This is a genomic window from Psychrobacter sp. CX21, from assembly GCF_057396255.1.
The window spans coordinates 123,051-143,403 of record NZ_JBXYJG010000001.1 but is presented as its reverse complement, the minus strand read 5'-3'; the positions used below and the strand labels follow the sequence as shown (position 1 = coordinate 143,403).

The 20,353-nt window shown below is 39.0% G+C and carries 17 protein-coding genes; 11 read left to right on the top strand and 6 right to left on the bottom strand.

Annotation, left to right across the window (positions count from 1 at the left end):
* Nucleotides 1-236: 236 nt before the first annotated feature.
* From AC2SLP_RS00550 to lysM, 6 genes are all read left to right on the top strand, one after another.
* Nucleotides 237-842, top strand: coding sequence for a YceD family protein (locus tag AC2SLP_RS00550; protein WP_486534636.1), 606 nt, complete (start codon nt 237-239; stop codon nt 840-842).
* A gap of 218 nt (nt 843-1,060) precedes the next feature.
* Nucleotides 1,061-1,243 carry a 50S ribosomal protein L32 gene (gene rpmF, locus AC2SLP_RS00545; RefSeq protein WP_486534634.1) on the top strand — a complete coding sequence of 61 codons (183 nt, stop codon included), beginning with the start codon at nt 1,061-1,063 and terminating at the stop codon, nt 1,241-1,243.
* 173 nt (nt 1,244-1,416) lie between these two features.
* Nucleotides 1,417-2,415, top strand: a complete 999-nt coding sequence (gene fabD, locus AC2SLP_RS00540; RefSeq protein WP_486534632.1) for an ACP S-malonyltransferase — start codon at nt 1,417-1,419, stop codon at nt 2,413-2,415.
* A complete protein-coding gene (fabG, locus tag AC2SLP_RS00535; RefSeq protein ID WP_486534816.1) occupies nt 2,412-3,146 on the top strand; it encodes a 3-oxoacyl-ACP reductase FabG in 735 nt (244 codons plus the stop codon). The genes fabD and fabG overlap by 4 nt, the downstream gene beginning before the upstream one ends.
* 179 nt (nt 3,147-3,325) lie before the next feature.
* Entirely contained in the window at nt 3,326-3,562 is a 237-nt protein-coding gene (gene acpP, locus AC2SLP_RS00530) for an acyl carrier protein (RefSeq protein ID WP_486534630.1), read from the top strand.
* Between the two features lie 597 nt (nt 3,563-4,159).
* Nucleotides 4,160-4,663 (top strand): peptidoglycan-binding protein LysM, encoded by a 504-nt coding sequence (gene lysM, locus AC2SLP_RS00525; protein WP_486534628.1) that lies wholly within the window; start codon nt 4,160-4,162, stop codon nt 4,661-4,663.
* A 277-nt stretch (nt 4,664-4,940) separates the two neighbouring features.
* On the opposite strand, the gene queG is transcribed toward lysM, so the two are convergent.
* Entirely contained in the window at nt 4,941-6,170 is a 1,230-nt protein-coding gene (gene queG, locus AC2SLP_RS00520) for a tRNA epoxyqueuosine(34) reductase QueG (RefSeq protein WP_486534626.1), read from the bottom strand.
* Between the two features lie 132 nt (nt 6,171-6,302).
* Between queG and AC2SLP_RS00515 the strand changes: the two genes are divergently transcribed.
* Entirely contained in the window at nt 6,303-8,087 is a 1,785-nt protein-coding gene (locus AC2SLP_RS00515; protein ID WP_486534624.1) for an NAD(P)H-hydrate dehydratase, read from the top strand.
* A gap of 29 nt (nt 8,088-8,116) precedes the next feature.
* On the opposite strand, the gene AC2SLP_RS00510 is transcribed toward AC2SLP_RS00515, so the two are convergent.
* A complete protein-coding gene (locus AC2SLP_RS00510) occupies nt 8,117-8,584 on the bottom strand; it encodes a DUF4124 domain-containing protein (RefSeq protein ID WP_486534622.1) in 468 nt (155 codons plus the stop codon).
* Nucleotides 8,585-8,834: 250 nt separating this feature from the next.
* Nucleotides 8,835-9,398 (bottom strand): NUDIX hydrolase, encoded by a 564-nt coding sequence (locus AC2SLP_RS00505; RefSeq protein ID WP_486534620.1) that lies wholly within the window; start codon nt 9,396-9,398, stop codon nt 8,835-8,837.
* 211 nt (nt 9,399-9,609) lie between these two features.
* Here AC2SLP_RS00505 and AC2SLP_RS00500 point away from each other — a divergent pair, with 211 nt between their 5' ends.
* Nucleotides 9,610-10,557 carry an NUDIX hydrolase gene (locus AC2SLP_RS00500; protein WP_486534618.1) on the top strand — a complete coding sequence of 316 codons (948 nt, stop codon included), beginning with the start codon at nt 9,610-9,612 and terminating at the stop codon, nt 10,555-10,557.
* A gap of 18 nt (nt 10,558-10,575) precedes the next feature.
* On the opposite strand, the gene AC2SLP_RS00495 is transcribed toward AC2SLP_RS00500, so the two are convergent.
* Nucleotides 10,576-11,652 carry a biotin--[acetyl-CoA-carboxylase] ligase gene (locus tag AC2SLP_RS00495; RefSeq protein ID WP_486534616.1) on the bottom strand — a complete coding sequence of 359 codons (1,077 nt, stop codon included), beginning with the start codon at nt 11,650-11,652 and terminating at the stop codon, nt 10,576-10,578.
* A gap of 420 nt (nt 11,653-12,072) precedes the next feature.
* Here AC2SLP_RS00495 and AC2SLP_RS00490 point away from each other — a divergent pair, with 420 nt between their 5' ends.
* A complete protein-coding gene (locus tag AC2SLP_RS00490; protein ID WP_486534614.1) occupies nt 12,073-12,885 on the top strand; it encodes a sulfite exporter TauE/SafE family protein in 813 nt (270 codons plus the stop codon).
* A 47-nt stretch (nt 12,886-12,932) separates the two neighbouring features.
* On the opposite strand, the gene AC2SLP_RS00485 is transcribed toward AC2SLP_RS00490, so the two are convergent.
* Nucleotides 12,933-13,259: a DUF4298 domain-containing protein gene (locus tag AC2SLP_RS00485; RefSeq protein ID WP_486534612.1), complete on the bottom strand. Its 327-nt coding sequence runs from the start codon at nt 13,257-13,259 to the stop codon at nt 12,933-12,935.
* A 369-nt stretch (nt 13,260-13,628) separates the two neighbouring features.
* On the opposite strand from AC2SLP_RS00485, the gene AC2SLP_RS00480 reads away from it, so the two are divergent.
* Together AC2SLP_RS00480 and AC2SLP_RS00475 are read left to right on the top strand one after the other, a co-directional pair.
* The gene (locus AC2SLP_RS00480; RefSeq protein WP_486534610.1) at nt 13,629-17,696 is read left to right on the top strand and encodes an AAA family ATPase; all 4,068 of its coding nucleotides are present in this window, start codon (nt 13,629-13,631) and stop codon (nt 17,694-17,696) included.
* Between the two features lie 277 nt (nt 17,697-17,973).
* A complete protein-coding gene (locus tag AC2SLP_RS00475; protein WP_486534608.1) occupies nt 17,974-19,140 on the top strand; it encodes a cell division protein ZipA C-terminal FtsZ-binding domain-containing protein in 1,167 nt (388 codons plus the stop codon).
* Between the two features lie 322 nt (nt 19,141-19,462).
* Here AC2SLP_RS00475 and AC2SLP_RS00470 read toward each other — a convergent pair whose 3' ends face one another.
* Nucleotides 19,463-20,245: an SDR family oxidoreductase gene (locus tag AC2SLP_RS00470; protein WP_486534815.1), complete on the bottom strand. Its 783-nt coding sequence runs from the start codon at nt 20,243-20,245 to the stop codon at nt 19,463-19,465.
* Nucleotides 20,246-20,353: the final 108 nt, after the last annotated feature.

The window sequence follows — 20,353 nt, the reverse complement described above, 5'->3', positions numbered from 1 at the left end:
CTTCAGTACAGTTTGTTCAAATGTATAGAAACCTAAATGAAATTATTATATATGAGGCTTATTTTAACATCTTAGGCACTACTTTGAGGTAGAATAAATTGATAAGCGCCAACTATTGAACGTTTAACAATCATCAGCTATGTATATTATTGAACAGCAATAAATACCATCAAATAGATGATCAATGAGAATTTTATAACTATAGTGCATACACATATATTTATATTGAGAGAAATATGACTACTAATAAAACTATGGAAAAGCCAACTGTTTTGGTAAAGGATAATCCAACAAATACTAAAACAGACCAATTGCCAAATCATATCAACCTAGAAAAATGGGAAGAGGTCGGCTATGTGTGGTCTGGAGCTGTAACGCCGCGTGATTTCAAAAGACTAAATGATGTTGTCGTCGATACGTATAAAGATGAGCCTATCGAAATAAAGTGTGTGCTCAAAAGAGAAGGCCAACTGCTAACGCTCACTATGGAATTTGATGGCGCTATTTGGGTGAACTGCCAAAGATGTTTAAAACCTTTGCAACTTGATGTCTCCCATGATGCTACATTAGTACTATTGCAGAGTGAAGAGCATGAAAGCTTGGTAGAGGAATCTGATGACTATCTACTTTTAGAAGAGCTTCTCGCCGAACAAATAGAGAACAGTAAGGGTGACCGCTTACTACCGCTTAAAAAGCTTATTGAAGATGAGCTTTTGTTAGATGTGCCTTTATCTGCAAAACATGATGATTGTGAAATGGCAGTAGAACAAGTAGGGGAGATAATTGAAGAGGATAACGAGAATCCTTTTGCTGCTCTTGAAGCCCTAAAAGGTAAGCTTTAAGTTTAGATATTATAAAATGAATAAGCCCTTTATTTTATGGCGTAAAAAGAGTATAATCCCTCGTTTATTATTCCCAGATTTTCAACCTATTTGATTTTTAATAAGAGATGCTCTTATTGAGGTCAATAGCGAACTCATTTTGCTAAATCCACGTCTGTGATTATTCAAAATTAACAACGTGGATTTTTATAAGCATTCTTAGAATAGGAGCAAGACCCATGGCTGTTCAAAAAAGTCGTAAAAGCCGCTCACGCCGTGATATGCGTCGTTCACACCACCATATGGAAGTTGCTGAATTAAGTATTGATTCAACAACTGGTGAAAAGCATCGTCGTCATCATATGACTAAAGATGGTTTTTACCGTGGTCGTCAGTTGTTCAAAGCGAGCCAAGAAGACTAAACGATAATCATAGTTAATGATTAAAGTTTACGATAAGAGCTAAGTGTTATTAATGGTATTTACCATTAGTTGCTTGGCTCTTTTTTATTTATCTTTTTTTACTTACCTATTTTTAATCTTATGTCTTTAGTTTCATAACCGTATAAAAAAGCTTAAAAATAAGAAGGCTGAAAATGTCATTAAAAACGTCTGGTTCTGCTAAGAAACAAGAACATCATCATACACCTCGTCGAATTGCTGTCGTGTTCCCAGGTCAAGGGTCACAAACAGTTGGCATGTTAGATGAACTAAGTGAGTCTTATCCCATTGTTAAACAAACCTTTGCAGAAGCCAGTGATGCATTAGGGTTTGATCTTTGGGAGATATGCCAAAATGACACAGAGCTTGCTAAGACAGAATATACTCAGCCTGCTTTATTAACTGCAAGCATGGCGATATGGCGATTGCTAAAAGCGCAAGATAATATAGATATTGAACCTATATATTTAGCAGGCCATTCGTTAGGCGAATATAGCGCACTATGTGCAGCCGGTACGTTAAGTCTCGCAGATGCCGTCAAGTTAGTTCATACTCGTGGACAATTGATGCAAGATGCGGTACAAGGTTTAGATACCAAAATGGCTGCCGTGCTAGGCTTAGAAGACAGTCAAGTTATTAGCGCCTGTGAAAGTATTGAAAATGGCCATGAGGATGCAGTCGTTAGTGCTGCAAATTTTAACAGCCCAGGACAGATTGTGGTAGCAGGTAACGCTAATGGTATTGAAACTTTAGGAAAACACATTCAATGTATGGGTAAACGAATGCTACCACTAAAGGTTAGTGTTCCCTCACACTGTGAGCTTATGGAGCCTGCAACCCAAACGCTTGCAGATAAGCTATCTGAATGTGAGTTTAAGCTGCCTGAGATTCCTGTACTACAGAATAGACATGCTACTGATGAAAAAACGGTTGGCGCTATTAAAAAAGCATTAACTGAACAGCTTAATCAGCCAGTATTGTGGACACAGACGATGCAAAATTTTGCAAGCAAGCACATAAATTTGATAATTGAATGTGGTCCAGGAACAGTACTCTGTAACTTGGCAAAGCGCCAAGAGGTAGCAATACCTTGTTTTCCAACTGATAAACCATCACGCTTAGATAAGCTATTTGATGAGTTAATTAAGGAATAATCATGAGTCGTACAATTACATTGGTAACTGGTGCCAGTCGCGGTATTGGTAAGGCGATAGCCAAACGGTTTGCGAAAGAAGGACATTTTGTTATTGGTACTGCCACCACTTCTGAAGGTGCCGATTCTGTTGACGAGTACTTGCATGATGCCGGTGGCATAGGCCGGGTATTAGACGTTAATGATCAAGAAAATATTGACAAACTATTTGAAGAAATAGAAAGCGTATACGGTAGTGTGCAAGTACTGGTTAATAACGCAGGTATGTCTCAAGACGGTTTGTTAATGCGTATGAAAGATGAGGATTGGGATAAGGTTATTGATACCAATTTGTCTTCTATCTATCGTATGAGCAGGCGAGCCATAAGAGGTATGATGAAAGCGCGAAAAGGTCGCATTATCAATATTACCTCTGTGGTTGCTCAAATGGGTAATGCCGGGCAAGCGAACTATGCAGCCGCCAAAGCAGGAGTTGAAGGTTTTAGTAAGACATTGGCTCGTGAGATTGGCTCAAGACAAGTCACTGTTAACTGTGTTGCACCAGGTTTGATTGAAACAGATATGACAGATGAGCTGGATGAGCGATTATTAAACTCTATGCTAGATGCTGTACCTGTTGGACGGCTGGGTCAGCCAGAGGATGTGGCCGCAGCAGTATCCTATCTTGCAAGCGATGAAGCCAGTTATGTTACTGGATCAGTTATTTCTGTAAATGGCGGTATGTATATGTAGAATAGGGTTCTTATATTATGAACCTATACATATAAGTTTGCATAGCAAGAAGATCGGTCTAATATAAATTATATACTTTAGGCTTTCATTACTGGATAAGTCAGTTAAAATAACGTTTAGGCTTTTATAAATATTATTTACAGCCTTTGCAACTTAAAATAATAAGGATGGAGTTTCCTATGAGTGAAGAGATTGAATTAAAAGTAAAATCGGCAGTTGCTGAACAGTTGGATGTAAATGTTGAAGATATTAATAATGATTCATCATTTATTAATGACTTAGGCGCCGATTCTTTGGACTTGGTTGAGCTAGTTATGACGTTTGAAAATGATTTTGATATCACTATTCCAGATGAAGATTCAAATGAATTAACGACGGTTCAAAAAGCGGTTGATTATATTAAAGTGAAGCTTTAATTTTTAAGCTCAATATACCATAACCTGTTAAACTTAAACTGCTATGTTTATATAAGAGGCATATTCTTATTACAGGTATCGATATACTAATTAAAGATCATTGCTAATGCAGTGGTCTTTTTTATGGTCTGATACATTAGTATATTAAGCGTCTAGCTGCTAATTGTTAGATGCTAATTGATAGTTGCTAATTTTAAGTTTTTAGTTATAAAACGAGAATACGCCATGTTTTAGATATTAAAGACTTAATATTTAAAAGCATTTGAAGTTTATAAATTTGAAGTTATAGGAAATAAAACTTAACAATTATCTACACACACTGTGTTATAAATATTAATGTTAACCATTATACTAAATAAGATGTGTGAACAACACATTAATACTAGCGGCTATTGCTAAAATGTTTCTACTGATAGCTTAATAATTAATATGAATCAGGTTATAAAACATTAGATCCAAACATTAAGTTCAATTATAATTAAGTTCAATTATAATTAAGTTCAATTATAAAGGTTATTTCATTTGAATTTATTATGTCTAGCGAATTTAATAGTAGGTAGTAGTCCGTACACTAATAATAACTTAAAGGAGTAAACAATGGGAATTTTTAGTTTTGCAAAAGACATTGGTGATAAAATCTTTAATCGCGATGATGCTAACAAAGAAACTGAATCACATGCTGATGCTAATAAAGCACCAACTGCAAACGAACCTTCTGCTCAATCAGTTGCAAATCTTTTACTAAAGCGTATTCAACAGCAAAATCTTAATATCTCTAATTTGAAAGTTAAATATAACGGTACTACAGATACTGCTGAAATCAGTGGTGATGCAGCTACCCAAGCTGACCGTGAGAAGGCTATTATTGCTATTGGTAACGTACAAAACGTCGCCAAAGTAATTGATAATATAGATATTAAAGAAGATGCGCCTGAGTCAACTATGTATACCGTGAAATCAGGTGATTCATTATCTAAGATTTCTCAAGAAGTTTATGGTTCAGCAAATGAATACAACAAAATTTTTGAAGCCAATAAACCTATGTTGACTAGCCCTGATAAAATCTATCCTGGTCAAGTACTACGTATTCCTAAGCCATAACCTTGTTATATAAACACTGCTTTAATGAATATCTATTTGATTAATATTAGGTTGGTAACATAAGAATATCTAATTAGAATTAAATAGATAGTGAAGTAAAAAAATAAAGCAAATAAAGTGTATTAACGATAATAAAAGAGACGCCTGACTTATTAGCAGGCGTCTCTTTTGTGATCGTTAATATTTCTACAACCAGTTAGAACATATTAATCTTTACAGTTTAGTGAGGCCTGTATTCGCTAAGGTCTGTATTCGATGAAGCCTAGTATTCGTTGAGCTAGGAGGAAGGTTCACTATTTGATTTAATGATTTGTTGTTTTATAGCCCATGTAATATGTTCATCCAATATATGTGTGTGCTGTCCCAATCGTTTTTTTAACTTTAGGATATTGTAGTTTGAATAAGGGGAATTACCAATACCAATGGCTATATTGCGTAAAAAATTGATATAACCTGTACGTCTAATAGGACTGCCTTGCGTCCGTTCTAAAAAATCAGCTTCACTCCATTCCCATAAGTCAGTTAATAAGCTGCTATCTAAGTCATGACGCGCATGGAAGTCATCAATAGTGGTAACTTTGGCATAGCGGTTCCATGGACATATGAGCTGACAGTCATCACACCCAAACACCCTATTTCCTATAGCTTTACGATATTTCTCATCAATAATACCGTCATGCTCTATCGTCAGATAAGAAATACACGCATCGGCTTTTAGTTGATAAGGAGCGGTAATCGCTTGCGTAGGACAGATGTCAATACATGCCGTACAGCTGCCGCAATGAGCAGTTATAGGTGCGTCTTCAGGTAATGATAGGCTTAGAAATAGCTCCCCTAGTACAAAAAAAGAACCTGCAGTCTTATTCAGTAGCAACGTGTGTTTACCTGTCCAACCAAGTCCAGCAGCATCTGCAAGCGGGCGCTCAAAAATAGGTGCGGAGTCACTGAAAGGTCTAAATATGAAAGGCTGAGTGGCATTTATATCTAAATGCTGCCATTCATTAAGTTTAGATTCTATAAGCTGGGCAAGTTTTTTTAAGCGAGATCGCATGGTTTTATGATAGTCACGTCCGCGGGCATAGCGCGCAATTATAGCTGTGTTAGGGTAGTTGTTATCTTCAATGCGCCGCGGTTTTGGCGCTGCTTCTAGATAATTCATACGTACTGAAATAATAGTGCGTGAACCTTCTACCAACAGCGCAGGGTTAGCGCGCTTGTCATGATTTTTTTCCATAAAATGCAGCTGACCGTAGTGACCTCTATCTAGCCATTCGCGCAATCCTTGCATTTGAGCCTCAAACACAGGATTATCAACATTAATGAATCCACATTCTGCAAACCCTAATATATAAGCTTGTGCTTGTATCCATGCTTTAACGTCGCTGGCATCATTGAATTCATTCACGGCAATGTCATTTGTATTCGCAGAATGCTGATTTGCCGTTAAATTAGCATAAGGGTTGGCATCAGAATCTTTATGAGGATTGGTATGCAATGGTGAGGACATAATAAAGCTGACTTAAAAGATAATATAATAGATATGATAAGCTATTAAATGACAAGATAAAACCTTATATAAAACCTACTATAAACTAGGCTATAACCCAGACCAGTAACGAGTCTAAGATTGGGGATTAAAATGAAGCGTGCATCATGTTCAACTGAATCAGATTACTTAAATAGCTTAAATAGCTTAAATAGCTCACATAACTCATATAACTTATATCACTGGGATAATAAGCATTTATTAGCTATGTATCATCCGTCCCAGAGGGTTGATGTTCCTTTATTTACACCTAAGCAAGTATATCGCATCGAGAAACAATGGTTTGACGATGGGAATGATAGTTATGGTCTTATGCAGCAGGCAGCTTGGCAAACAGCATACTGGCTTTACCAAAATATCTGTCAAGATGCCATCAGATCTGATGCTAGTGGCACAACTATGTATAACGTTGGAGTTTGGGTTGGTGGTGGCAATAACGGGGGAGATGGCTGGCTGGTTGCCAGATATCTAAAGCAGTTAAACAATGAAGTAGCTGGTATTGAAAGGACTGGTATTGAAGTAGCCATTATTGAAGTCGCTGAGGTAGATACAAAAGATGCTAAGTTAGCCAAACAATCAGCACTGGATATGGGTGTTAAGGTAATATCGAACATCGACCATATTCAGAATAATCATTATCAATTAAACGATGTGATTAATAAGTTAGATTTAGACTTATGTATCGATGCGCTATTTGGTATCGGCCTAGATCGTAAACCTGAAGGGAGTTATGCAGCAGCTATCGAGTATATTAATAATTTAAAAGGCCGTTCAAAACGGACGCTTACAATTGCTAGCATTGATGTGCCCAGTGGACTTATGGCAAGTACAGGTCAAGTTTTTGATAACTGTGCTATCCGCGCGGATATTACCTTATGCATGGTTGCTCGAAAAATAGGGTTACATATTAAAGACGCGGCGGATTATACGGGTCAAATTATCGATTTTTTTTTAATACCTAGTGTGCTTACGTTTACACCTTCGGCGTGGCTGAAACAAATGCCTTATCCTATCGAAAAACGTCAAAACAATGCTTATAAAGGCAGCTTTGGCCATGGTTTAATTATCGGTGGTAATTTAGTATCCGGCTCTCAAGGTATGGGAGGGGCGGCATTATTATCTGCCAGTGCCGCATTTGCAGTAGGGGTGGGCAAGCTTAGTGTGGCATGCCATGAGAACTTTCATGGCAGTCTTATATCAAGCTTACCTAACGCCATGTGTATGGACTTACACGATGTAGAAGGCGTAATCTCGCTCATGCAGGACTGCGACACGGTCGCTATCGGCATGGGATTAGGACGCGATGACAAAAGTCATGATTTGTTTGCAAGCTATTTAGAAGCTTTGATGAATACTATGGCAGATATTATTATTGATGCTGATGGGTTGTACCATTTGCATACCCTAGCTGACGAAAAACCAGAGGTTATAGAGGCATTAAAAAAGTATTCAAGCCAGCACAGCGTTTGGTACACCCCGCACAGTGGGGAGGCAGCTAGGCTATTGGACGTTTCTGTAGATGAAATTGAAGCCGATAGGGTGCAAAGTATTACAAAATTGGCAAAGATCTTTGGCGGTGATTGGGTGTTAAAAGGGTCAGAGTCTCTGATTTACGAATCTGAAACGCTCTATGTCTGTGCAGCAGGTAATCCTGGAATGGCGAGTGCAGGTATGGGGGATGTGCTCTCTGGTGTGGCGGCAGGCATACTAGCACAACGCAGCTTACAACCCATTAATCGTAGACTTAGCGAAGCGGTATTGATACATGCCACTGCTGGCGATTTACTTGAAAAGGAAGTAGGGCAGTGGGCGCTTCAATCCAGTGGTATGCACACTACTATAGGACGTATTATGCATGCGCTTAGTATATCGCAATAGGACTGCGGTCTGTATAAAGTCCTATACTGCTAACCACCGCAATACTGTACTAATATTCTTTGGATGTTTTCACGCTTTAATTCTATTTCACGATTGTCCAAATATTTGCGTCCACCCTGACCATCAGGCTCATAAATACGCCCACCAGCGTTTAAGTTAGCCAAATTATCACGTAAAGACTGACAACGTTTGGCATTTTCGATCTCTGTTAAATAGCGCTGGCGCTCCGTTTCGGTGGCAGGATTGGCAGATTGAGATTGCGTATTATTTGAAGTCTGGGCTGATTCTGCTAGCTGACCTGGGTCTAATTGACGACCGTCGTTACGCAGAGTGATGATTTCGACCTCTACGTCATCACTACTTGGAGGAAACTGTGAGTATTTTACTTCACCAAAGTCACCCACCGTTTTATATACCGTTGTGGCATGACTGGGTACTGCCAAAGTAAAGCAAGCAATAGCGAGCGACGCGGTCTTAAAAAGTAATCTAAAATTCATATTGTGCCTAAAATAAACAGAGTTATTATTAAGTCATTCTTATTTAAATATATGGTCATTAATATTATAGTCTTCGAATAATAAAATTGCTATGCTATTAATCTGTGCTATTTTTTTGCTATATCCAAAAGTTGAACGCTGTATGTTAGTTGAACGATTTTTGTCATTGATTGCTATTTTATAATTGGTTGCTGATCACTAATCGATAGTCATAATGTCAATAATCTTGTTTAATCCTTATATATTTACCCTAATATCTTTTTATACCCTTATCTTTGGGTATCTCTTCTTGATGTATTGGAAACTGATGGTGATCACCGATAGCTTGACGGTCATTAAAATAATGAGCTAAGGTACGCTTAACTGCTTCAAAGGCGATATCATCCCAAGGTATTTGAGCTTCTTCAAAAAGTGCACATTCCAAGCTTTCTGTACCGACGCCAAATTTTCCATCTTTTAAGTCAGTTAAATATAAAACGTAAATTTGACCAATAGACGGGATATCGTAAATACAGTAAAGATGAGGATTAATAGCGACTGCATCTGCCTCTTCTATCGTTTCACGAGCAGCGCCTTCTGCGATGGTCTCACCAATTTCCATAAAGCCTGCAGGTAGTGTCCAAAAGCCATATCTTGGTTCAATAGAACGGCGACACAAAAGTACCTTGCCCTCATGTATGACTAAAGCCCCGCATATTACTTTAGGATTCACATAATGAATATAATCGCAATTTGGACAAACCAAACGGGTATTATTGTCGCCCTCAGGAATTTTGTATTCTGCTTTATGCCCGCATTGTAAACAGTATGCCATGGTATGGATCTTCCTTTTTATTCTAATCTTTAAACACTTTTAATGGAAAATAGGGTATCAGTATTCTACCGCTGAGTGTTCTATACCGACACAAATAGTACATCATAAATTCGTGTACCCAAATTAAACCAGTAGGTCATCAAGATAGCATACTTAGATAGAATACGTTAGGCTAAAGCTCTATCCGCTTACTTATCATGACTATTTATTTATGACACAACATCGCTCTACCTCTGCAAATCACGCAAATAAGCATACCTCTATATCTCCTCGTTTTGATGAGTTGGCTATTATATTGCCGCCATACCTTCAACAACCACTATTAAAACAATTGGTGATGAAAGTACAGTTTAATATGCGGCAAGAACTTAATAGAGCGGACACTAAAGCTAATGTTACAGCCGATGCAACAGCATATAAAAAAGATAGTGATGTAACATCTTTAGAATATAAAAGCACTGAGCATGAAGACACTGAGCCTACAAACAAATTAAAGTCCGAAAATAACTTAGAAGACAAAAATAACTTAGAGAGCGCTAATAGCTTAATAGCTAGAGACAATGATGAACATAGTGAGATTATAGAAGCACAAATTTTGTTAGATGCTTTATTACACACTCCCAATGCAGACGCATCAGTATTGGTTTTAATCACGAACGAACCCAAACCCAAGCTATTGCTTACAAGGCGTGCAGCGCATTTAAGTAGCCATGCAGGTGAGGTGTCATTCGTTGGGGGTAAGCACGATGAAGAAGACGGTAACAACGTCGTTACAGCACTACGCGAAGCCAGTGAGGAGTGCGCCCTACCTTCTAGCAAAGCTAAAATTGTCGGACAGTTACCCGCGCAAATTTCAAAATCGGGCATGAGTGTGCGTCCTATTGTTGCCCTTGTCGACCCTGGAGTAACTTATGTGCCAGAACTGGGCGAGATAGAACGTATATTTTGGGCAGATTTAGAAACCTTAATACAGGAACCAACGACTGAATATATCTTATCCTACACAATGAATGACAATTTGATTAAAATTAGAACCCCCAGTTGGACAGTCGATAATGAGATCGTTTGGGGATTAACAGGTCGAATTATCGCAAGTTTGTTCGAGATATGTTTTGATCGTAAACTTGATTGGTATTATTTACCTCTAACTTCTGAGTAATAAGGTTTATTAAAGGGCTTAATGATTGTTTATTTGATTGACTTTGTTATCAGTTTTTAATCGAATAGAGCCTGTATATATTTTTTGAATCCGCTTATATGGCTTGGATGTACGCTCAATACTCTGAGTTTCTATTTTTAAACTGCCATCGGTATGTATACCGAGCACTTTACCGCTTAATAGGTGAGTATCAGTTTTATTCAATTGGGACGAGCTAGACGATTCAGGCGATGCAGACGCAGCATGGTTATCATGAGGTCCAGATGTAGGGGCTAAAGGGGTTGATATTGAACGAGGTTGTATCTCAACTTGTTTACCCGTAAGAACACTGGCGTTATTATAATCCTCTATAAAATTATCAAGGGCATATGATGACGCCGTAAGGCCATTATACCGCTCTACCGCTTTAAGTAGGGCTGAGCCAACCGACGCATATAAGTCATCTGCACATAGTGAGAGGGTATTATCAGGATGGGTTGAATTGGCATTATGCAACTGATTCAAGTTTACTGCTTTATAAGCCAAACGCTTCTCCAAAGAGGTATCTAATGAAGGTGAGGCATTGATATTCATGCCCACTCCTATGATAACGCCAACAATCTTATCAGAAATTGAAACAGGTTCAATTAAGATGCCTGCAAGCTTGTTAAACGTCAACTTGTTTAACGTTAATAGGTCAGGTTGTGTATGATGTTGGGTATCGTCTGCTTGGGTGTTATCAAAGCTATAGAATCCTATGTCATTGGCCCACTTTAACCCAATGGTAGGCTTGTCAGCTTGTCTTAATATCTGGTTAATACGCTGTATAATAGGTAAGCACGTCAGCTGATAACCCACTACTAAAGATAATAGCCCCGATATGGAGCTCTTAAGCGGATGATATACAGATAAATAAAGATTTCCTTTTGGCGAATACCACGAACGATCGTATTGACCCCGACCAGAAGTCTGCATCGCTGCCGTCAACATAAAAGGTGTATCGAGATTGATACGCCCACTCTTAACCCACTGCATAAGCTCACTGTTGGTAGAAGAACAAGACCCAAGATGATGATGTGATAAAGCAGAGAAGGTAGGTGCTGCTGAAGCATTCATATATTGACCTATACAAGATATACTGTGGGACTGGATACGTAGCCAAGATTTTAATTATCGCATTTCATGCTTATAAATAACTACGATATTTAAAGATATTTAAATTTTTAAATCAAAATAAGATTAGGGTCTGTTGAACATTTAAATATGGAACTGGCGGCGGTTATTTTTAAGGCAATATGCAGGGAAATTTTAGACACTTAGTTATTCTAAGTTAGAAAATTTCACAATATATTGACAAAAAATAGACCCGCCCCGTAGGGCTGATGCTAAAATTGCCCCAAACGTTGTTATAAACCTAGCTAAGGTCCAATACGCTTCGGGCATTATCGTCGGTTTATGCCTAGTTTGGAACAATTTTAGCTATAAGCAGTCCTAATATTTGAATGTTCAACAGACCCTATAAACGAGAGAATAAGCATGATGATAGTGTGGTTCTTTGTGGCAGGTGCTTTTGCGGGACTGTGTGCTGGACTATTTGGCGTTGGAGGAGGGATGATTATTGTGCCTGCCCTTGTTTGGATATTCACCGCTTATCATTTTTCTCCGGAAATTGTAGCGCATTTGGCAGTAGGTACTTCACTTGCCACCATTATCGTTACGTCTATAAGCTCCTTGACCGCACACCATAAACGAGGCGGCGTACGCTGGGAGATATGGAAATTTATGGCAATTGGCTTAGTAGTCGGTAGCTTAATCGGAGCGGCAGTTGCCGATCAAATAAATGGGCTCATGCTTCAAGCTTTGATTGGTGTAGCGGCGCTTTTAGTCGCATTTAAAATGTTATTTCTATCAAATAAAGAGCAATTGGGCAAACCTCTACCTTCGGCGCCAGTGCAAGTAGGGGCAGGTTCAGGAATAGGGATGGCTTCAGCCATATTTGGGATTGGGGGCGGCAGTTTAACAGTACCTTTTTTGACATGGGCAGGGTTACCTATGCGTCAAGCCGTAGGCACCTCGGCAGCGTGTGGGCTACCGATTGCATTAGCAGGCGCGGCAGGTTTTGCTTGGTTTGGACAAGATGTGGCTAATCTACCAAAGGGCACACTTGGCTTTGTTCATGTGATTGGTTTTATGTGCATCTCTATAGCCAGTTTTATTACTGCCAAACTTGGCGCAAATCTTGCCCATCAGTTGCCAGCGTCAACGCTTAAAAAAGCATTTGGGGTGCTCTTAGTGTTTGCTGGCAGTCAATTATTATGGTCTGGATTATCAGGTATGGGTGTGGTTTGACAGGTTCAAATTATTTTTTTAACTTTCTATTTCTGTTTTTCTTCCCTTTACTCCCTTTTTTCTATCGCATCTAAACCTAGCCTCATCCACTGCATTGCCAGCGTATTACGATCGCTTATCATATTCCAAAGCCCATCTTCACTTAAAATAGAGTGGGCAGTACCTGAGTATTCAAGCGCTTTATCCTCTTCTCGATCTGTCATCCACTGCGGGCTTTGGTAATACGCTACTAACTCAGCATATAAGGCTTCCGCTTCCTGCCAACGCAGCTGAGCGTCTAATTGGTCATTGTAAAGCTCTCGCCAACGTTCAAATTTTTGTTGTAGTTGCTGCGGGGGTTGATCCGCATTATGGTCTCTATGATGATTTGCCATATTACTTACTCTGCATAAGTGGATAGATGTAATACAATACCATAGCGTTTTTCAAACCACACTATCAAGCCTAAATATTAGAATAAAGTATCAACATATAAAGATTTCAACCATTAATTTTTGTATGCAAACCTATCGCCGTAGTATTGTCCAAACTTATTTTATAGATATTATATTTACTAAGTGAATGTCTGAAATCCTATACGAATTAGGGTAAAATACGACGACTTATATACTCGGTTAAGTCTTACAACCAGTCGCATAACTTGGCTAAAAACCTTGATCTAAAACGGGTATATTGTTTTTATTATTATAATTAATTATGTTTGTTTACCCTATCTATCAATTATTAATTAACATGCGAGTTTCATGCGTCTAAAGTCTTTAAAACTATCAGGATTTAAGTCCTTTGCTAACCCCACAACGTTCACTTTTCAACAAGGTATTACCGCCATTGTTGGACCCAATGGGTGTGGTAAATCGAATGTCATAGATGCTATTCGCTGGGTGCTAGGTGAGTCTTCTGCCAAGCAGCTAAGAGGGGGCGCCATGAGTGATGTCATCTTTGCAGGCACTGACACAAAAGCGGCGAAAAGTTTGGCAAGTGTGGAACTTACCTTTAAGCATACTCAAGATGAGCAGACTGGTATCCGCCATGAGTTGAATATTTATCACGAGCTGTCCGTACGTCGTCAGATAAATGCAGAAGGTAAATCAGATTATTATATCAATGGTACACGGTGTCGCCGGCGAGACGTGGTTGATGTATTTTTAGGAACAGGACTGGGTCCACGCAGCTATTCTGTTATCCAGCAAGGTATGATTGGACGTATTGTAGATTCGAGTCCAATGCAGCTGCGCGAGTTTATTGAAGAAGCTGCTGGCGTGTCGCGTTATCAAGCTCGCCGTGAAGAGACGCAAAAAAAGCTGGCAAAAGCTCAAGAGAATCTAGAACGCTTAAAAGATATTGAGGCCGAATTAACTCGACAAAAAAATAAGCTAGCTAAGCAAGCCCATAGCGCGACTCAGTTCCAAAAAGTTAAAGAAGATTTAAATGCCGTTAAAGAGCAGTTAGTTATCTATCAATTGTATCAAGCGAAAGCAGGTCAGCTAGAACATAAGAATGAACAACTAAAACTTGAAAAATCTATTAAAGAGTTGCAGCACAAAGAAGATACGCTTAAGACAAAATTAGACCAAACAAGTGAGCGTCTACATGAAGAACAATGGTTAAAAGATCAAGCACGTGACACCTTGCATGAACAAGAGATGCAGAGCCAACAAGTTGAGCATAAATTAACCAGCTTACAAACCACAATTGATCAATTGGTACATCGGCTACACGTGAATGCTGATAAACAAAAGCAAATGGCTCAGGATCTTGAAGAGGCACAACACGAAGAATCAATCCAACTGGCAAATATTGAGCAATTAACGCCACAACTTGACACCCTAAAGCAGCAACGAAAAAAACGCTTGGCACAAAATGGTCCATTACAAGCTGCATGGGAAGCCAATCGAGATGAGGTAGCCAAGATAGAAGCTCAAAAGCAGGCTTTGAATCAAAAAGCTGCCCTCGATAACCAGTCGTATGATCGACTACAGGTTGATCTGCAAAAGTGGCATCGATTAGACACCCAATGGGAACAAGAGGCATCGAAATGGGATGTCTCTCGTTCACCTCAACAACCATCTAAGCAGATATCTCGTCAGACACGTGAGCATATAGCCAATACGGATATTGTCGACACGAGCACTATTCGTACTCAAATAAAAAAACTGGATACAGACTTAGGTCAACTTGCCAGACAACAAGAGTCTATCGAAGACAGTTTAGAGATAGAAAAGCCCGAGCTCAAAACCCGTCAGGCTGATTTATCTAATAAACAACAAGAACTTGTGAACCTCGAAAAAAAGCATGCCAGTCTGATAGCTGAATATGAAACACTACATGCTATCGTTTATCCGAAGCCTAAAAAGACACCCATTGAAGTCGGCGAGCAAGCCGATAAAACACAACAAGATAATCAAGCAAAACAAGATGGTCAAGCGCAAAAGCTAAGTTCATTCGATGAGTTGAATCCTCAATATAAAGACGATGCGAATGCACTATTAGACAACTCATTGGAACTAAACGCTCAACGTCCAGGTATTGATAAATTATTAAAAAATTTGACGCCTTTACACGAGCAGATTAAGCTCACAACAAAAGGTGAGTCTTACGCGGGCATTTTAGACAAATGGCTTGCCCTGTGGATGGACGCTCGCATAGTGGATAGTGAAAGTCTTGATGAAAATAGCAATGTCAATATTATTACGAATATTAATACCAATACCAACGTTAATGCTAATACTAACGTCAACGTCAACGCCAACGCCAACGCCAATACCAATATAATTAACGCGTTGGTTGCTAGACTGCTAAGTAGTCGGAATCTTATAGAAGGTCAAATTAAGGAACAAAACATAGCAGCCAAACTGAGTGATGAGAGTGATCAGGCCAATAAACACACTGAAGATGAGATAAAAAGTGTGTTTTATTCTAAAGATCAGAGCATTATTAAATCTGAGAAGCGCTCGCGTTTTGATCACTTTATACCCTTGTCTGAGCTAATTACAGCACCGAAACTAGCGGTGTGGGCGCGTATTTATCTATATGCCGTGTCCAATGCAAATCAGCAAAATCATGACCTATACGAAAATCAGGATATTAAGAATGCGCTGTCTGTCTTATCTGAACAGGCGATGGTCATTACGACATCAGGGTGGTTGATAACTGCTGTCGGCGCCATCCATTTAAACAAACTGACTTCTGACACTTCAAATCAGCAGTTCTTGAGTGTCAAAATTCAACAATCACAGCGTCTGGTTGAGCTGGAAGAGAACTTGAATGATATAGAGCACAAAATTGAAACGCTACAAAAAAAGATCAAACAAGACAGTACTTTGATTGAACAAGCTTCGGTAAGTGTCGAAGAGCTTACTGCTAAGCTTTCAGACTTAACCCAGCAGCGCCACAATAACCAACAACGCCGAGTTGAATTGATTGCAAAACAAGAGCGACATCTAAATGAGCAAAACCGCTTAGATATGCAGCGTAAAGAGCTTGATTCTGAACGTCAACAATTAGATAAACAGTTGGCTGATCTGACTCATCAAGCCGCTACTAACAAAGAAGCATTGGCTGCCATAGAACCGACGTTAACCGCTGCAAAAAATAAGCAATGGGCGCTTGAACAAGAAAAAGCTGAGAATGACATCAAAGAGCGGGATGAAAATGATACGCTACGCCAGCTACAATTAGAGTTAAGTCAGGCACAGCTCGGGCATAAGCACAGTCAACAGCAAATTAAACACGTATCAAAAGATATTGATCGATTAAAAAAAGCACGTGTTAATCTTGAAGACGATCACGAAAAGCAAACTGCTAAGTTACCAGCCCTTGACGCTCAGTTAAAACGTATTAGTGCAGATCATCATGAAATTAAAATTGCTTTAGATGAGCGCTTAGCCATTATATCCACGTTGCAAACCACGACTAATGAGCTGCAAAACAAGCGTGATACCCTCACTAATGACCTCAAAGCGCTACAAGAGAAACTAGCACATAGTGTCACTCAGATTGCTATCTTTGATGAACGTATTAGCGATACTGGCGAGCGCTTAAAAGCCTTAAATACTGATGTTAATCCATCTGTTTTATTAACCGACTTTATCGCACACAATCGGCGCATTCCAGAGGATAAAATCGAAACGCTTCAACAAGAAGCTGCTAAATTATCAAAGCAGATTGAAAAAATGGGACCTGTTAATCTTGCCGCAGTTATTGAACTTGAGGCGGTTAATGAACGCCTCTCCCCGCTAGAGCAGCAGATAGCTGATATCACTGCAAGTATGGACACACTGACAAATGCCATAAACTCCATTGATTCTAAAACTAAAGTATTGTTTTTAGAGACGCTCTCTTGTGTTAACCACGCTTTAAATGGATTGTTTGCTAAAGTATTCGATGGCGGTCAAGCAAGTTTAAGTTTGATTAAAGATGATGGACTCACTAAAGCGGAGCAGTGGCGCGCTGGTTTGGAATTAATGGCTCAGCCAAAAGGCAAGCGTAACAGCAGGCTGGCGGTATTATCTGGCGGCGAAAAAACATTAACGGCATTGAGCTTAATATTTGCTATATTTAAGCAGCATCCTGCCCCATTTTGTGTACTTGATGAAGTAGATGCGCCTTTAGATGATGCGAACGTTGCTCGATTTACCAATTTGATTACTGAACTTGCAAGCGATGTGCAGTTTATCTTCATTAGTCATAACAAACTATCTATGCAAATAGCAGATGAGCTTAAAGGTATTACAATGCCGCAGGCGGGCATTTCAACTTTGGTGAGTGTTAGCCTTGAAGATGCAGAGCAATATATTGAACCTGCTGTGTAATCAATCTATGCGTTTAATATAAGTAATTATGTTAAAAAGTTTAATAGTTGAATAGTTAAATAAATGTTAAATAAATTATATAATTAACTTATATATAAAGATAAACTTGAAGGGGTTAGTTGCTCCTCGTGATTTGCTATTAATAAAGTCGCATTAATATAGCACTCAATAAAGCACTTAATAAACAATTGATGGCTTAACCGAATAATGACGAGCACGGCTAAGCATGCTAGACTAATAACGTTTTTATTAATTTAATTTTTGGGACACGTAAGCCATGACCACTGTGCAATATATTCTAATTATCATCGCTATTGTTATTATGGTGGTAGGCCTGTACATGATAGTTCGTGGAATAATGAATCGTAAAAATAATAAAGCCCCGCAAGCTGCCATCCATCATAAAGATGGCATTCCTATTATTCCTCGTCACGAACGCAGCTTCGTTGATGACTCAGAAGAAGAGGATGCTGAGGATATCCTAATCACACCAGATCGTGAGTATCTTCAGCCGCAGATTGATGACACGCCGTCTGCCTCAGATACTGCTAATCATGAATTAACTGGTGATGATCATAGTCAAGGTTACGTAATTAAAGACTCGGATCCAAACGCAGTTAGACATAATGATGCCAGTTTTAGCGAATATGACACTACTGATTATAACGCTAATAATGATGCTGAATCTTTGGATAGGGTTAATACAGGCTATAGTGATCCTACCGATAATATGAGCGGTACAGATACAAATAATGACAACGTACAACCTACAGATCAAACAGCGACACCGATAAGCCAAACTAAGTCAACGCCAGCTTCTTTATCAAGTATGAATCAAGAACCACATGATAATGAAGATGATCTATTTTCAAGCCTAGCGTCTGCCACGGAAAGCCTTATGCCCGTTATAGAGACAGCTCAAGAGCCTGATTTTGAAAATAATAGTCCGGTTCTAGATGGTCATTTGCTAGCAGAGGCTGACCATGATCAAAATAGTCCACTTAATTATGCGCAAGAAAATATTAACATCACATTAGTGCCTAAAAATCAGCATGAAATGATACAAGGTAAAACCGTTTTAAAGCTGGTGTCTCAGTATGCACTCAAATACGGCGCGATGAATATGTTCCATCGTTATGAGCATAAAGATGGAACCGGTATATTATGGTTTAGTATGATGGGCGTTTCTGAAACAGGTGAGATTACACCATTTGATCTAAATGTATTAACTAATACTCGCTTTAAAGGGCTGGTTTTGTTCTTATCGTTACCTCATCCCAAAGCTATGCAAGGCTTTGATAGCATGATGAGTGTGGTAAACTTGATATCTAACGATTTAAATACGTTAGTGCTTGATGAAAGTAATGAGATTCTAACGCGTGAGCGCAGACAGCGATTACGTGCACAAGTTCAAGACTATCAGGCCGCTCACAACGATTATTAATAGTTGTTATACTGGGCATCCTAAATGCTCATAAGTATGATATTTTATAAATCTTCCTTAAAAAAGAGCAAACTCATTGAGTCTGCTCTTTTTTTATATCTATCATTAACCTATCTTTATTATTAACTTATTTATATTAATAATCTCATTTTCAACTGTTTGCGTAGGCTGTGGCTTTAGCCCAGCATATTTGGTTAAAATATACATTTTGATGGGCTAAAAGCACCAGCCTACATTTGATTGCAATAAGTTGAGAGTGGGGTATTAATAAAATAACAATAAGCTTATTTAAGCATTGTTAAGTTTTATGCACCCTAATCATTTAACTGAATTTGTTAACCAAGTTAAGCGGTAAGACTTTCATGGCTTTTCCAACGAACAACCAAGGCAGGGCAGGTACACAAGCTTCCTCTACACCTGACTCAATTGCAGCAACCAGTGCTTGACTGCCAGTTTTCTCATCAACCTCGAAAGGTAGCTTTGGCGCACCTTCATTGATTTCTGTACGGATATAACCTGGATATATGGTGGTGACGTTAATGGGTAGATTATCCATAAGCATCTCTGCACGAATACCTTCTGCCAAATGTGCGAGTGCTGCTTTACTGGCAGCATAAACCGTCAAATGCTTTGGCATTCCGCGCATGGCTGACATGCTAGATATGACCACAAGATGACCGTGATTTTGCTCACGAAAAATCTCCATGCCAGCTTCACATTGAGCCAAGGCAGATATAAAGTCTATTTCAGCGGTGCGCCGATTGATATGAAAGCGACCTGTACCGACACGACGTCCTTCTCCCACACCTGCATTGACGACCACCCGATCAATAGTGCTAAATTGAGATTGAAAGGCTTTAAATACGTCAAATACCGAATCGTAATCACAGACATCAAGTGATTTGACTTCAATATGTACCTCTGGGTTTTGTTCTAATATTTCGGATTTTAGCGCATCTAAACGCTCTAACCTGCGTGAGCATAAAGCTAAGTTATATCCAAGTTTAGCAAAGCCTCTTGCCATACCTGCTCCAATACCTGAGCTTGCGCCGGTAATTAGAACGGTTTTACCTTTGCCTACTTTTTTATCAACTAAATCGCTCATTTTGTTATTGGATAACAACAACGACTTAGTTTCGTGGGCTTTGTTACCTAGACTGCTTTTTAAATGTTTTTGCAGGGTGCTAATGATTGAGTTTTTCACAAATATCCT

What these genes read in the sequence shown, in the direction of transcription:
- AC2SLP_RS00550 (WP_486534636.1), top strand. Translation starts at nt 237, where the DNA reads ATGACTACTAATAAAACTATGGAAAAGCCAACTGTTTTGGTAAAGGAT.
- rpmF (WP_486534634.1), top strand. Translation starts at nt 1,061, where the DNA reads ATGGCTGTTCAAAAAAGTCGTAAAAGCCGCTCACGCCGTGATATGCGT.
- fabD (WP_486534632.1), top strand. Translation starts at nt 1,417, where the DNA reads ATGTCATTAAAAACGTCTGGTTCTGCTAAGAAACAAGAACATCATCAT.
- acpP (WP_486534630.1), top strand. Translation starts at nt 3,326, where the DNA reads ATGAGTGAAGAGATTGAATTAAAAGTAAAATCGGCAGTTGCTGAACAG.
- lysM (WP_486534628.1), top strand. Translation starts at nt 4,160, where the DNA reads ATGGGAATTTTTAGTTTTGCAAAAGACATTGGTGATAAAATCTTTAAT.
- queG (WP_486534626.1), bottom strand. Translation starts at nt 6,170, where the DNA reads ATGTCCTCACCATTGCATACCAATCCTCATAAAGATTCTGATGCCAAC.
- AC2SLP_RS00515 (WP_486534624.1), top strand. Translation starts at nt 6,303, where the DNA reads ATGAAGCGTGCATCATGTTCAACTGAATCAGATTACTTAAATAGCTTA.
- AC2SLP_RS00510 (WP_486534622.1), bottom strand. Translation starts at nt 8,584, where the DNA reads ATGAATTTTAGATTACTTTTTAAGACCGCGTCGCTCGCTATTGCTTGC.
- AC2SLP_RS00505 (WP_486534620.1), bottom strand. Translation starts at nt 9,398, where the DNA reads ATGGCATACTGTTTACAATGCGGGCATAAAGCAGAATACAAAATTCCT.
- AC2SLP_RS00500 (WP_486534618.1), top strand. Translation starts at nt 9,610, where the DNA reads ATGACACAACATCGCTCTACCTCTGCAAATCACGCAAATAAGCATACC.
- AC2SLP_RS00495 (WP_486534616.1), bottom strand. Translation starts at nt 11,652, where the DNA reads ATGAATGCTTCAGCAGCACCTACCTTCTCTGCTTTATCACATCATCAT.
- AC2SLP_RS00490 (WP_486534614.1), top strand. Translation starts at nt 12,073, where the DNA reads ATGATGATAGTGTGGTTCTTTGTGGCAGGTGCTTTTGCGGGACTGTGT.
- AC2SLP_RS00485 (WP_486534612.1), bottom strand. Translation starts at nt 13,259, where the DNA reads ATGGCAAATCATCATAGAGACCATAATGCGGATCAACCCCCGCAGCAA.
- AC2SLP_RS00480 (WP_486534610.1), top strand. Translation starts at nt 13,629, where the DNA reads ATGCGTCTAAAGTCTTTAAAACTATCAGGATTTAAGTCCTTTGCTAAC.
- AC2SLP_RS00475 (WP_486534608.1), top strand. Translation starts at nt 17,974, where the DNA reads ATGACCACTGTGCAATATATTCTAATTATCATCGCTATTGTTATTATG.
- AC2SLP_RS00470 (WP_486534815.1), bottom strand. Translation starts at nt 20,245, where the DNA reads ATGAGCGATTTAGTTGATAAAAAAGTAGGCAAAGGTAAAACCGTTCTA.